This is a genomic window from Bacillus sp. XF8 (genome assembly GCF_017498755.1).
In the GTDB taxonomy this organism is placed as follows: domain Bacteria; phylum Bacillota; class Bacilli; order Bacillales; family Bacillaceae_G; genus Bacillus_A; species Bacillus_A bingmayongensis.
In genome coordinates, this window is the sequence record NZ_JAGDQK010000013.1 from 20058 (window position 1) to 33493 (window position 13436).

Below are 13436 nucleotides of genomic sequence, written 5' to 3' on the forward strand. Positions count from 1 at the left end.
GTCTATTTTTTAACAATATGACAAAAACTATTGCCTTCTATAAATTAATAGGTTTATATTGTTTTATTGGCATAGTTTCAATCCAAGGAGAAAGGAGATTTTCAATCGTGCAACTAAAGAAATCGTTTTGGAAGTTGGCTTCACTTCTTCCTTTATCACTACTCTTGTTCCTCGGTGGCTGTGAGAAAAAACTTGCAGTATTAAACCCGCAGGGACCTGTTGCAAAAGCACAGTATGATTTGATCGTTTGGTCATTCGTACTTATGATGTTGATTATTGCAATTGTATTCATCTTGTTTACAGTCATCTTGATTCGTTATCGTGAAAAACCAGAAAACATGGGCTATGAGCCTCCTGATCAACACGGTAACACATTATTAGAAATTATTTGGACACTCTTCCCAGTTATTATCGTTATTGCATTATCAATTCCAACGGTAAAAGCTACTTATGCATCGGAAGAAGTGCCAAAAGAGTCTAAGCATATTAAACCAGTTGAGATTTATGTTACATCTGCCAACTGGAAATGGTTATTCAGTTATCCAGAGGAAAATATTGAAACCGTTAACTATTTAAACGTACCAGCTGGTACACCAATTCAATTCAAATTAACATCTGTTGGTCCAATGAACGCCTTCTGGGTTCCAGAACTTGGTGGTATGAAATACACAATGGACGGCATGATTATGGATTTATTCCTACAAGCTGATAAACCAGGTTCTTACCTTGGCCGTAGTTCAAACTTCTCTGGTGAAGGATTTACTCACATGGAATTTGAGCTTGAAGCAAAGAAAAAAGAAGATTATGACAAGTGGGTAAAAGAAGTAAAAGAAACTGCTAAACCACTTACAGAAGAAAAATATAACGAAATCATTAAACCTGGTGTAGTAGGGCGTATGACATTCTCTAGTCACCACTTAAAGTATGTAGATCCAAAATCACTTGAATACTGTGATTACAACTACTATAAAAACAAAAAGTAACAGATAATATTCCAACAGATTGGAGTGAACACAGTGAAGCTTGATGAATTTTTTGTCACAGGTGATCCGATTATTTACGGAGCTGACGCATCTATCGTTCTTGTGACATTAGCAATCATTTTCGTACTGACAAAGTATAAAAAATGGAAATGGCTTTGGGATGAATGGTTAACAACTGTTGACCATAAGAAAATTGGGACCATGTATATTATTTCTGCGGTTCTTATGTTATTCCGTGGTGGTATGGACGGTTTAATGATCCGTGCTCAATTAACATTCCCAGATACAACTTATTTAAACGCTGAACACTATAACGGAATCTTTACAACACATGGTACAGTTATGATTCTTTTCATGGCGATGCCATTCGTTCTAGGATTAATGAACGTCGTTGTACCATTACAAATTGGTGCTCGTGACGTTGCATATCCATTCTTAAACGCACTAAGTTTTTGGTTATTCTTTATCGGAGCAATGTTATTCAACATCGCTTTCGTTATCGGAGGTTCTCCAGACGCTGGGTGGACATCTTACTTCCCAATGGCTGGTACAGAATTCACTCCTGGTGTAGGTAATAACTACTACGCAATTGCATTACAGATTTCAGGACTTGGTACGTTAATGACAGGTATTAACTTCCTGGTTACAATCCTAAAAATGCGTACACCTGGCATGAAATTAATGCATATGCCAATGTTTACATGGTCTATTTTAATCACATGTGTAATCATTATTTTCGCTTTCCCAGTATTAACAGTTGCTCTTGCATTAATGACATTTGACCGTCTATTTGATGCTCACTTCTTTACGATGGCGAGCGGCGGTATGCCGATGCTTTGGGCCAACCTATTCTGGGTATGGGGTCACCCTGAAGTATATATTGTTATCTTACCGGCATTCGGTATTTTCTCTGAAATCATTAGTACATTCTCACGTAAACGTCTATTCGGTTACAGCGCAATGGTGTACTCAATGATTGCAATTTCTTTACTAAGTTTCGTCGTATGGCTTCACCACTTCTTTACAATGGGATCTGGTCCAGCCGTTAACTCATTCTTCTCGATTTCGACAATGGCGATTTCGATTCCGACCGGTGTTAAAATCTTTAACTGGTTGTTTACACTGTATAAAGGACGTATTCGTTTTACAGTTCCAATGCTTTGGTCATTGGCATTTATTCCTAACTTCGTAATCGGTGGGGTTACAGGGGTTATGCTTGGAATGGCAGCAGCTGACTATCAATACCATAACAGCTACTTCCTAATCGCCCACTTCCACTACGTATTAATCGCAGGTACAGTATTCGCAATGCTTGCTGGATTTACGTTCTGGTATCCAAAAATGACAGGTCATATGCTAAATGAACGCCTTGGTAAATGGACATTCTGGATCTTTATGATCGGATTTAATATCTGTTTCTTCCCAATGTACTTCCTAGGTTTAGATGGTATGACTCGTCGTATGTACACTTACTCTGAAAGCCTTGGATGGGGCTGGCTAAACCAAATCGCATCTGTCGGTGCGGTAATGATGGGTATCGGCTTCCTAATCCTTTGCTACAACGTAATTTGGAGTGCACGTCACGGTGAGCGTGACACTACTGGAGACCCATGGGATGGCCGTACTCTTGAATGGGCAACTCATTCTCCTGTACAACATTATAACTTCGCTAAACTTCCTGAAATTAAAGAAGCTGATGCTTTCTGGTTCATGAAGAAACGCGGAGAAACAATTACACCAAAAGCAGATGAATTAAAACCAATTCACATGCCAAGTAACTCTGGTGTGCCAATTATTATGTCTGCATTCTTCGGTCTTGCAGGTTTTGCATTAGTATTTAGCTGGTTCTGGATTGCAGCAATCGGCGGAGTTGGTATTTTAGCTTGCTTAATCTATCGTTCATTCGATTACGATGACGGTTACTATATCAGTGTTGATGAAATTAAAAAAACAGAACATGTAGCATGAGAGGTGAAACGAAATGGCGGCTTTAGATAAAAGCTTACCTTTAGAATATCAATCTGAACAAAGCAGATTGAATATTCTAGGGTTCTGGATTTTCCTAGGGGCTGAAATTATGCTGTTCGCAACACTTTTCGCCTCTTATCTAGTCCTTGCTGGTCGTACGGCAGATGGCCCAACACCAGCGCAATTGTTTGAAGTTAAAACACTTTTAATTCAAACATTACTACTTTTAACAAGTAGTTTTACATGCGGTATCGTAATTCATGAAATGCGTAAAAACAACCAAAAAGCTATGTTAGGATGGTTCCTTTTCACATTACTTTTAGGTGCAGGCTTCCTTTTCTTTGAAATTGAAGAATTTATACTGTATGTCGGTGAAGGTGCTACATTACAAACAAGCGCATTCTTATCTGGATTCTTCGTTCTTCTTGGAACACACGGTGCCCACGTAACAGGTGGTATCATCTGGGCAACTTGTGTAATCATCCAAATTTTAAAACGCGGATTAACACCAGTTACAGCTCGTAAAGTATTTATTATCAGCTTATACTGGCATTTCCTTGACCTTGTTTGGATCTTTATTTACACACTAGTTTACTTGAACGGGATGGTGGCGTAATAATGGGACAAAACAATACACAAGCAAATGGACACGCGCATAGCGGATTTCCATGGTCACACGTTTTTGGATTTATTTTATCGCTTGCACTAACGTTTCTTGCTTTATACGTTGCACTTTACACAGACTTGCCACTTTCAACGATATTAACAACAATTATCGTAATGGCACTTGCACAAGGTTTATTACAATTAATTATGTTCATGCACTTAAAAGAAGGCGAAGGTACAATTCAAATTCTTACAATGATATACAGTTTCTTCGTTGCAATTGCAACAGTTGGTCTTACTGTATGGATTTTCTTCTCTATGTAATGAACATGAAAAAGACTGCTGAGATTATCTCAGCAGTCTTTTTATTTATCCCCTCTCCCATCCACATTACGGAATTTACAACATAATCATGCAAACTATACTTATTATGACAAATGTTAAGAAAACTCTTTCTTTATGAAATCGAGTTCACATGCATTGCTTTTCTTCAAATAATATAGCTAAAATAAGTACTATATTATTTGAAGGGAGAGAACGCAATGGAACAACATTCTTCAGTCCTATCACTTATGATTGTCGTCGCAATCGCGTTTTTCGTTCCCCTTTTGTTGCAACGCTTTAAGTTAAAAGCAATTCCTGTCGTTGTTGCAGAAATTATTGCAGGAATTTTTGTAGGAAAAAGTGGGTTTAACGTTATTGAGCCAGATATGTGGCTTCAAGTCTTATCAACACTAGGATTTATTTTCTTAATGTTCTTAAGCGGTTTAGAAATTGACTTTTCGATCTTTAAACAAAAAGGAAAAAAGAATACAACAAATGAACCAAATACGTTCCAAGCCGCAAGCATTATCTTTTTATTCATTTTCATCTTATCCTATGCCCTATCACTTATATTTGTATGGCTTGGATTTGTCGATAATGCAATGTTCATGACATTAATTATCTCAACGATTTCTTTAGGTGTTGTTGTACCAACATTAAAAGAAAATAACTTAGGAAAAACAGCAATCGGTCAAATTATTTTATTAGTCGCTGTTATTGCTGACTTAGTTACAATGATTCTACTCGCTGTATTTGTCGGATTAAATTCCGAAAGCGGCCAGAGCATGTGGCTTCTTCTCGTTCTATTTGGCGCAGGTATTGTAATTTACTTTGTGGCAAGACGCTTTAAAAACATTCCATACTTGGAAAACCTAAAAGCTGGTAGTGTGCAAATTGACACACGTGCTGTTTTTGCACTCATTTTAATATTAGTCGGATTATCTGAATCTGTTGGTGCAGAAAATATTTTAGGAGCCTTTTTAGCAGGAGTACTTGTATCCTTATTATCGCCAAATGAAGAAATGGTAGAAAAGCTTGATTCCATCGGATATGGTTTCTTCATTCCAATTTTCTTCGTAATGGTTGGTGTAAATTTAGAAGTATGGTCTATTTTTAAAGAGCCTTCTAGTATGTTAATGATTCCAATTTTAATTGTTGGACTCTTTATTTCAAAATTATTGCCATCACTCGTACTAAGAAAATGGTATCCACGTAACATTGTATTAGGAAGTGCCATTTTATTAACATCGACACTTTCATTAGTTATTGCCGCAGCGCAAATTGGTGAAAAACTAAATATCATTAGTCCCAGTCTATCTGCTTCACTTATTTTGAGTGCAGTTATTACATGTATTTTTGCACCTGTATTATTTAAAAAGATGTTCCCAAAAGTAGAAACACCAAAACCAAAAGTTTCTATTATTGGTGCAAGTCGAATCACTCTTCCATTATCACTTGATTTAAAGCGCGAAGATTATGATGTGACACTATACATGATGCGTCAAAATAAAGTAAATGCAGAGGAAGCACAGTCTCATGACTTTCCAATCGTAAAATTAGATACAATTACTATAGAACAATTAGAAGAACAAAAAGCATTCGATGCAGATCGAGTTGTAGTTGCAACAAGCGATGATGAGCAAAACTTATTATTAGCAGAGCATGCAAAAGAATTAGGGGTTGAACATGTTATTGCAAGTGTAGAAGATCCCCTTCTACAAGAAAAAGCAACACAAGAACATATTGCAGTGTTCTCAACAATTAACTCCACACGAATTTTATTACGTGCACTCATTGATAAGCCGAGTCTCGTTCGTTTAATTACGACAGCAAATGAAACAGTCCGTGAAGTTGAATTACGTAGTAATAAATATAACGGTTTGCCACTTCGTCGCTTACCATTCTTAGGCGACGTGCTCATCATTCAAATTTACCGTGGTAATAAAGCATTAGTACCACATGGTGATACTAAATTGCAACACGGTGATACACTCCTTGTAACAGGATCAAAAGAACACATTGATACACTGAAAAGCATATTAGAATAAAGACAAATCCCCTCTCAATTTTTAAGAGGGGATTTTTTCATACATATATTAAGGAGTAATTGAGTAACCATTCCCCTTCTCTACTTATGTTATATACCTCATCATTTTTTCTTAAGATTTCCACTTTAACATGGTAAAATATAACTAACATATATTATGGGGATGAATCACACTATGTCTATTTCAACTTTAGCTCTTTTGTTATTAGCAGAAGTACTCGTTGCCATTATTCTTATTGGCATTAGCATTGAAATCTGCAGCTATGGATGGAAGAAGTCAAATGGAATGAAATACTTTTGTCTCTTTCTTTCCCTTCTCATTGGTACTGGTAGCATATTAGGCCTTTGTGTTGCGCCAGCCTATTTCTTTTTACAGCTCATAGAAAAAGCGTCATAAGAAAGGTGGATTGTGTATGGTTACAATTAAACGTATTGATGCCTCCGAAACATACGAACTACGTCAAAAAATTTTACGTCCAACTCAAACTCTAACAGATTGTAAATATCCTTCTGATTATAAATTTCATTCCTTTCATCTAGGTGCATTTCTAAACGAAGAACTCATTAGCATCGCTTCTTTCTCATCTGAAGCAGAACCTTCCTTACAAGGTAGTAATCACTATCGTTTACGAGGCATGGCTACAGTTCCAACCTTTCGAAAACAACATGCTGGTAGCTCATTAATCCAGCAAGCTGAAGTAATCTTAAAAGAGCGTCAAGCAGAGATATTATGGTGTAATGCCCGTATTACCGTTACAGATTACTACAAACGATTAGGATTCCTTGAGCATGGTGAAATATTTGATATCCATCCAATTGGAATTCATAAATTAATGTATAAAAGATTATGAAATAAAGAGGATATCCTCTTTATTTCATAATCTTTTTCTCCTCTTGTAGCTCTTTTAAATACTCTTCTTTCTCATCACGGTAAAATAAATTATACGTATCAAACGGAATAATTCTCCCATCAGGATGTACAATATGAACGCAGGATTTCTTTACCGAACGTATATCTAAATCATAATTGTCCATAAACTTCATAATTAATACGCGAAATACATTTTCATAACCAATCCCTGTTGGAAGACTTACTTTTGGCAAACAACAGAGTAATTCTTTTAATGAATCATACCCACTTTCTGGTGAATGATTCAAGCTAAATAACTTAAAAATTTGCCTTTTTAATTGCTCATCACTTTCAAAAACAATCGTATTCCGATCCCCTTCTAATAAGATATTTCGGTCAATCATACTTGTCAACGGAAAAATAGATCCATTCAATTTTAGTGCATATCCCATTGCCAAACTATCTGGATGACAAGGAACCGGGATTATATCATCTTCTGTAAATAATGAGGATTGTTCAATGATCATTTGGCGTACTTCACTTAATGTTAAACGATTCGTTTCAGGATTAAAATCTTCTGTTCGTCCCGCTTGCTGAATGGGCTGAAATGTAACACCCCGTACACATTTTTGTTGCACTGCATATTGTAATATTTCTCCTATTTCCTTATCGTTTACTCCTTTTTTCAATGTAACAACAAGAGTTGTAGAAATATTGTATTCATTCAAGTTCTCAACTGCTTTTCTTCTTATTTCTCGTAAATCTGCTCCGCGCAAGCTTTGTAGTGCTTCTTTTTCAAAACTATCGAATTGTAAATATATTTCAAAACCTGGTGTATATTCAGCTAATTGTTGTACGAAAGTAATATCCTGTGCAATTCGTAAACCGTTCGTATTAATCATAATATGTTTAATCGGTTTTTGTTTTGCAATATTTAATATATCAAAGAAATGAGGATGCAGCGTTGGTTCACCACCGCTAATTTGAACAACATCTGGATTCTTTTCATTTTTTACAACTGAATCTAACATCATCTCCACATGTTCTACTGTTCGCCATGTAGTACGCTTTGGTGATGATTCTGCATAACAAATCGGGCACTGTAAATTGCATGCGTCTGTAATTTCAATAATGCTTAAGCAACTGTGTTGCTCATGATCTGGACAAAGCCCACAATCATAAGGACAACCATATTTAATAGGTGTATTCCAACGATATGGCATTTCACTTGGCTTAATAAATTCGCGACATTGCTTATAATACGAGACATCTGTTGAAATGAGTACCTTTTCTCGGCCATGCAACATACAATGTTTTACCATATAGACTTTTTCATCTTGTATAATGATCTTCGCTTCTACTTTCCGTAGACATGTGGAACATACACTACTCGTTAAGTCATAATATAAATAGTCCCTATTCGGCATGTTGTCTTTCCCCTCTTCTCTTTTTCATGACTAGCACAACATAATAACAAACACCAAGAATACAAGCCCATTGAATCGCACTCAAATGCACATATAATTTATCTGTTGGCTTAAGCCATTCAACCAAAAAGCGGAAGTTTAAGTATGCCAACATAAAAATTTGAAAAACGAATCCTTCCCACGGTTTATGTCTACTCAGCCAAATACAGCAAATCATAACAATAAATAAATAGATAATTTCATATAATTGTGTTGGGTGCCGTAGTATTCCATCACCAAAATTGATTCCAACTAGCCATGTTGTTCGTATACCCACCGTTTCATCTCCAATACCAGTTAAAAAACAACCAATTCTACCAATTGCAATTCCTAGTGCCAGAGGAATAACCATATCATCACCTGTTGATTCTGTATGGCCGACTATTTTCTTCACACTTTCTACACCAATAAGCCCACCTAGCAAACCGCCTACAATTGTTTTCCCCTGAATTAACCCTTGCCAGCCATTCTCTCCTATTACTTTCTGGACCTGCAAAAGATGCTCCAGTGTTGCCAAAAGAATCGCCCCAAGAAAGGCACCAAATATAGCACCTAAAAAGATAAATAGCGCTTTCACTTCTGGAATCTTCTCTTTTCGCCGACTTTTTAAATAATAACGAAACCCAAGAAACATACCGAGTGATTCAAAAATAGCATGAGGATGTAGTTTCACCCCAAAAAAATGTAAATAAATTGGAAAATCCATATGATTATACCTTTCTTACGTCTATTATCTATCTTTAGTAATACATATATTGTAAAATAATACTTATTATAAAACAATTCCGAATTTTCAGGAGGTGTTCCATGAGTAATACAAACTCATCTAAAAAACCTCGTCCTTTTCAACAATGGATGATTGGCTTTGCAGTTACATTTCTAGCTCTCATCATATTATTTGGAATTCTTATTCGTTGGATTGAGATTGCATTTATTATTGTAGGAATCTCTTTATTATCTTGGGGAGGATATGAAGTATATAGAGGGAGACCATTTATTTTGCTAGGAATTATTAGTACACCCTTTATTTTAGGATTTGTATTATTTATTATTTGCGGGGGATTCTTTATATTTTCTCTTTAAAAGACATAGAAAAAACCTTTCATATGCGTGGAAGGTTTTTCTATGCTTTATTCGTCTTCTTCAGCTCTTATTGTTCTTCTATACCTATAAGCATATAAAGAAGGAACCAAGAAACAAAGAAATAAAACAAGAGCAATTAGTCCCGTGTCCTTTAGAGATGCATCTGGTGTTACAATCATATTAATTCCCATAATCACAATTGCAAGTATAATAGGAATCAATAACAATTTGAGAAAATAGCTACGTTTTACTCGCTCTGTACCTTCATACACTTCTACTGACTGTTTTAAGTTTAAAAAGTTAATTATTACAATACCGCTCATAAATAGCATAAGTAAATCCGAAATCCCATCATAACCCGTTCCTTGTATAACATAACGATAAAAAATAATACCTAATATCGCTAAATTTTGTAAGACAAATGCAATTCTAGTATGTTTTAATCCTTCAATCATTAAGCGTTCATCTTTTACAATCCTCATTGATATCCTTCACTCCTTATCCACCCAAAATAAATCATTTAACGTTTGGTGTAACGCATAACAAATATTCAAACATAACTCTAAAGAAGGATTATACTTCCCTTTTTCAATTAAACTAATCGTTTGCCTTGTAACCCCTACTTTTTCTGCTAATTGTTGTTGGGTTAAATCCAACTGAACACGAGCGACTTTTATTTTACTTACAGCCAATCCATGTCTCCTCCTTCACTATCAATTGTAACATATACATTACATTATTCAATTTATAAATTACATATCAATTAAATTTCTTTTTCATTCTTCATGATTCATGCTAGGTTCCTACAAATCGAACTTTCACTTTATTATACACAAAAAAAGGGCACTTCCTACAAGGAGCACCCTTTTCTATACTATTATAAGAATAAATGACATCCAAATAAAATTGCAAAGAAATACAGAAGCGGATGAACTTCCATCCCTTTTCCCTTCACAATCTTTAAAATCGGATAAATTAAAAACCCAAGTGCAATTCCGTTCGCAATACTAGATGTTAACGGAATACCTACAAAAATTAAAAATGCTGGTAATGCATCTTCAAATTCACTCCAGTTAATGTCTCTTATGCTTTGTGCCATTAAACTACCAACTATAATTAATGATGGGGCTGTAATTGCTGCCACACTTGATAATGAGGAAATAACAGGACTGAAAAATGCAGTAACGATCGTTAAGCAGATTACTACAATACCTGTTAATCCTGTTTTACCACCTGCTGCGATTCCCGCTGATGATTCAATCGTTGCTGCTGTTGGGCTTGTCCCAAATACTGCTCCTGTTGTACCACCGATTGCATCAGCAATAAATGCTTTACCGAAACGTTTTTCAGCGTTATCTGTATTTAAACCAGCTTGTTTAATTAGGCCAAGCAAAGCTCCTGTTGTATCGAATAATAGTACGAGTAAGAATGAAAAAACAACACCGTATAACCCATATTCAATTACATCAGAAAATGCGGTCATCGGATTTGAAACAATAATTCCCTTTGGTAAATGAGGAATAGCTGTAATTTTATCCTCAAACTTAAGTTGACCTGTAAAAAAGGCAATGGCGCCTGTCACAATCATACTAATAAACAGCGCACCACTCACACGTAATGCCATTAACACTGCTGCTAAAACTAAACCAATTAGTGTTAAAATAACAGCTGGTGAATGAAAGTTTCCGATTGTAACTAAATTAGATGGGTGATCAACAATAATGCCTGATAGGCGAAGACCAATAAAAGCAATAAATAGCCCTATTCCACCCGTAATCGCCTGTTTTAAACTATCTGGAATTGCTACAATCAGCTTTTGACGAAATGATGTGAAAGATAGTAAAAGAAAAATAATACCTGTGACAAATACTGCTGAAAACGCAATAACATATGTAATGCCTTCTGCTTGCTGTACAACAGAATAAGCAAAATATGCATTCATCCCCATTGCTGGAGCAATGACAATTGGATAATTTGCTAAAAACGCCATACATAATGTTCCGACAACTGTTGCAATAATGGTTGCCGTAAATGCTTGATCAAATGGTACACCTGCATCAGATAATATTTTCGGATTGATGACAAGAATGTACGCAAATGTAAAAAATGTTGTGATGCCAGCTAAAATCTCTTGCTTCACAGAAGTGTTATACTTTTGTAATTGAAACATACTTAGGTACCCTTCCTACACAATGAATTATTATCACACATTCTTTTCTTACTATTATGCGAGAAAATGTAATACTTAATCTTACCAACCAATAAAAAAAAGAGTCAATATATTGGGTAATAGTTCGAATTTTAAGTTTAGGTCTGACAAATTGAAAAAACGAAATTAAAACCTTTCTTTTTAGATGGGAAAGAGCATCCGGCCATTCATAGAAACGGTCAGATCCTTTTTTAGCCCCATGCTATGTGAAAACAAAGAGAGAAATGAGTGCAGATCATCTTTTGTTCTTCATAGCCACGACTTAAATGGGTTTATATATCAGCAAATCATTCTTCACTCACTACTAAACAAAGAGATTATTTTACAAAAACATAGATATAGTACAGTTAAATGCCATTGGTTTTTGTAGCATAACAGACAGAAATGTTTTATAATTTAAAATAGTTACACTTTATGCGAACGCATTCAAACTTTTTCATCCTACAAGGAGGCTTCTTATGCAAAACACAAACAAATCAGGAACTTTAAACCGCGGTCTAAAACAACGACATATCACATTGATGTCTCTTGGATCCGCTATTGGCGTAGGACTATTTTTAGGATCCGCTTCCGCTATTAAATTAGCTGGCCCTTCTATTCTATTAGCCTATATGCTTGCTGGACTCGTTATCTTCTTCATTATGCGTGCTCTTGGTGAAATGGCGATTGAACAACCAGTTGCTGGTTCTTTTAGTAAATATGCACATGATTACTTAGGACCGTTAGCAGGTTATATCACCGGCTGGAACTATTGGTTTTTATGGGTTATTACTTGTATGGCGGAAATTACTGCCGCTGGTATTTATATGGAATTTTGGTTCCCAGATATTCCGCGCTGGATTTGGGCATTAATGGCTCTAGTATTAATGAGTGCATTTAACTTTTTATCTGTAAAAGTATTTGGTGAACTTGAATTTTGGTTTGCTTTAATTAAAATTGTCACAATTATCAGTATGATTGTAGTTGGGACAGGCATTATTCTATTTGGATTTGGAAATGATGGTATCGCTACTGGCATTTCAAATCTTTGGTCACATGGTGGCTGGTTCCCAAATGGTTTTTCTGGGTTACTTCTTTCCTTACAAATGGTTTTATTTGCTTATTTAGGAGTCGAGCTTATCGGTGTCACTGCTGGTGAAGCACAAAATCCAAAGAAAACACTCGCAAAAGCAATCGATAACGTATTTTGGCGTATTTTACTGTTCTATGTTGGGGCCTTATTTGTTATGATGGCAATTTATCCATGGAATGAGCTTGGAGATAAAGGAAGCCCGTTTGTATTAACATTCCAACAAATTGGTATAGCAAAAGCAGCGGGGATCATTAACTTTGTTGTCTTAACGGCAGCTCTTTCTTCGTGCAATGGTGGTTTATTTAGTACAGGACGTATGTTATTTACATTGGCGCAGCAAAAAAAGGCACCTGAAAAATTCGGCCATTTAAATAAAAATGGGATTCCAAGTAAAGGGATTTTAGCAACTTCTTTCGTCCTACTCGTTGGTGTTATTTTAAACTACCTTGTTCCTGCGAAAGTATTTACATGGCTTACTAGTATTTCAACGTTTGGCGCAATTTGGACATGGGGAATCATATTAGTTGCCCAAATCCGATTCCGCAAAGGTTTACCAGCACAAACTAAGCAAAATTTAACGTATAAAATGCCACTCCATCCGTTAAGTTCTTATTTTTCACTCGGTTTCCTTATATTGGTATTAGGAATTATGGCTTATTCAGAGGATACACGAATCGCATTAATTGTTGGTCCGATTTGGTTAATTGCATTGGTCATCGTATATTATATGAAAGGTTTTCATAAAACAGATAAACCAGCGTCCTCTTCAAAAGTTGTTTAAAAAAACGCGGTCATTTCAAATGAAATGGCCGCGCTTCTTTTCATTCA

At 35.7% G+C, this 13436-nt stretch carries 14 protein-coding genes; 9 read left to right on the forward strand and 5 right to left on the reverse strand.

Annotation, left to right across the window (positions count from 1 at the left end):
- Positions 1–107: 107 nt before the first annotated feature.
- The 7 genes from qoxA to J4P91_RS09185 all read left to right on the forward strand — a co-directional run bounded on the left by qoxA (position 108) and on the right by J4P91_RS09185 (position 6779).
- On the forward strand, positions 108–983 hold the full coding sequence (qoxA, locus tag J4P91_RS09155; protein ID WP_017150011.1) for a cytochrome aa3 quinol oxidase subunit II: 876 nt from the start codon (positions 108–110) through the stop codon (positions 981–983).
- Positions 984–1016: 33 nt separating this feature from the next.
- A complete protein-coding gene (gene qoxB, locus J4P91_RS09160) occupies positions 1017–2951 on the forward strand; it encodes a cytochrome aa3 quinol oxidase subunit I (RefSeq protein ID WP_017150010.1) in 1935 nt (644 codons plus the stop codon).
- 13 nt (positions 2952–2964) lie between these two features.
- Positions 2965–3567 (forward strand): cytochrome aa3 quinol oxidase subunit III, encoded by a 603-nt coding sequence (gene qoxC, locus J4P91_RS09165; RefSeq protein WP_017150009.1) that lies wholly within the window; start codon positions 2965–2967, stop codon positions 3565–3567.
- Between the two features lie 2 nt (positions 3568–3569).
- Complete coding sequence (gene qoxD, locus J4P91_RS09170) at positions 3570–3881, forward strand: cytochrome aa3 quinol oxidase subunit IV (protein WP_017150008.1); 312 nt, start codon at positions 3570–3572, stop codon at positions 3879–3881.
- Between the two features lie 218 nt (positions 3882–4099).
- A complete protein-coding gene (locus tag J4P91_RS09175) occupies positions 4100–5929 on the forward strand; it encodes a monovalent cation:proton antiporter family protein (RefSeq protein ID WP_017150007.1) in 1830 nt (609 codons plus the stop codon).
- 162 nt (positions 5930–6091) lie between these two features.
- Entirely contained in the window at positions 6092–6325 is a 234-nt protein-coding gene (locus J4P91_RS09180) for a DUF4022 family protein (protein WP_207993767.1), read from the forward strand.
- 16 nt (positions 6326–6341) lie between these two features.
- Entirely contained in the window at positions 6342–6779 is a 438-nt protein-coding gene (locus tag J4P91_RS09185; protein ID WP_017150005.1) for a GNAT family N-acetyltransferase, read from the forward strand.
- 19 nt (positions 6780–6798) lie between these two features.
- Here J4P91_RS09185 and J4P91_RS09190 read toward each other — a convergent pair whose 3' ends face one another.
- The gene (locus J4P91_RS09190) at positions 6799–8205 is read right to left on the reverse strand and encodes a radical SAM protein (protein ID WP_207993769.1); all 1407 of its coding nucleotides are present in this window, start codon (positions 8203–8205) and stop codon (positions 6799–6801) included.
- The gene (locus J4P91_RS09195; protein WP_207993770.1) at positions 8195–8950 is read right to left on the reverse strand and encodes a prolipoprotein diacylglyceryl transferase; all 756 of its coding nucleotides are present in this window, start codon (positions 8948–8950) and stop codon (positions 8195–8197) included. Before J4P91_RS09195 ends, J4P91_RS09190 begins: the two co-directional genes overlap by 11 nt.
- A 101-nt stretch (positions 8951–9051) precedes the next feature.
- Here J4P91_RS09195 and J4P91_RS09200 point away from each other — a divergent pair, with 101 nt between their 5' ends.
- Entirely contained in the window at positions 9052–9327 is a 276-nt protein-coding gene (locus J4P91_RS09200; protein ID WP_207993771.1) for a hypothetical protein, read from the forward strand.
- Positions 9328–9374: 47 nt separating this feature from the next.
- Here J4P91_RS09200 and J4P91_RS09205 read toward each other — a convergent pair whose 3' ends face one another.
- The 3 genes from J4P91_RS09205 to J4P91_RS09215 form a co-directional block, all read right to left on the reverse strand.
- Positions 9375–9809 (reverse strand): hypothetical protein, encoded by a 435-nt coding sequence (locus J4P91_RS09205; RefSeq protein WP_207993772.1) that lies wholly within the window; start codon positions 9807–9809, stop codon positions 9375–9377.
- A 9-nt stretch (positions 9810–9818) separates the two neighbouring features.
- Positions 9819–10019, reverse strand: a complete 201-nt coding sequence (locus J4P91_RS09210) for a helix-turn-helix transcriptional regulator (protein WP_207993773.1) — start codon at positions 10017–10019, stop codon at positions 9819–9821.
- A gap of 185 nt (positions 10020–10204) precedes the next feature.
- Positions 10205–11497, reverse strand: a complete 1293-nt coding sequence (locus tag J4P91_RS09215; protein WP_207993774.1) for an NCS2 family permease — start codon at positions 11495–11497, stop codon at positions 10205–10207.
- A 497-nt stretch (positions 11498–11994) separates the two neighbouring features.
- On the opposite strand from J4P91_RS09215, the gene J4P91_RS09220 reads away from it, so the two are divergent.
- Complete coding sequence (locus tag J4P91_RS09220; RefSeq protein ID WP_207993776.1) at positions 11995–13389, forward strand: amino acid permease; 1395 nt, start codon at positions 11995–11997, stop codon at positions 13387–13389.
- Positions 13390–13436: the final 47 nt, after the last annotated feature.

What these genes read in the sequence shown, in the direction of transcription:
- qoxC (WP_017150009.1), top strand. Translation starts at nt 2,965, where the DNA reads ATGGCGGCTTTAGATAAAAGCTTACCTTTAGAATATCAATCTGAACAA.
- qoxD (WP_017150008.1), top strand. Translation starts at nt 3,570, where the DNA reads ATGGGACAAAACAATACACAAGCAAATGGACACGCGCATAGCGGATTT.
- J4P91_RS09175 (WP_017150007.1), top strand. Translation starts at nt 4,100, where the DNA reads ATGGAACAACATTCTTCAGTCCTATCACTTATGATTGTCGTCGCAATC.
- J4P91_RS09180 (WP_207993767.1), top strand. Translation starts at nt 6,092, where the DNA reads ATGAATCACACTATGTCTATTTCAACTTTAGCTCTTTTGTTATTAGCA.
- J4P91_RS09185 (WP_017150005.1), top strand. Translation starts at nt 6,342, where the DNA reads ATGGTTACAATTAAACGTATTGATGCCTCCGAAACATACGAACTACGT.
- J4P91_RS09190 (WP_207993769.1), bottom strand. Translation starts at nt 8,205, where the DNA reads ATGCCGAATAGGGACTATTTATATTATGACTTAACGAGTAGTGTATGT.
- J4P91_RS09195 (WP_207993770.1), bottom strand. Translation starts at nt 8,950, where the DNA reads ATGGATTTTCCAATTTATTTACATTTTTTTGGGGTGAAACTACATCCT.
- J4P91_RS09200 (WP_207993771.1), top strand. Translation starts at nt 9,052, where the DNA reads ATGAGTAATACAAACTCATCTAAAAAACCTCGTCCTTTTCAACAATGG.
- J4P91_RS09205 (WP_207993772.1), bottom strand. Translation starts at nt 9,809, where the DNA reads ATGAGGATTGTAAAAGATGAACGCTTAATGATTGAAGGATTAAAACAT.
- J4P91_RS09215 (WP_207993774.1), bottom strand. Translation starts at nt 11,497, where the DNA reads ATGTTTCAATTACAAAAGTATAACACTTCTGTGAAGCAAGAGATTTTA.
- J4P91_RS09220 (WP_207993776.1), top strand. Translation starts at nt 11,995, where the DNA reads ATGCAAAACACAAACAAATCAGGAACTTTAAACCGCGGTCTAAAACAA.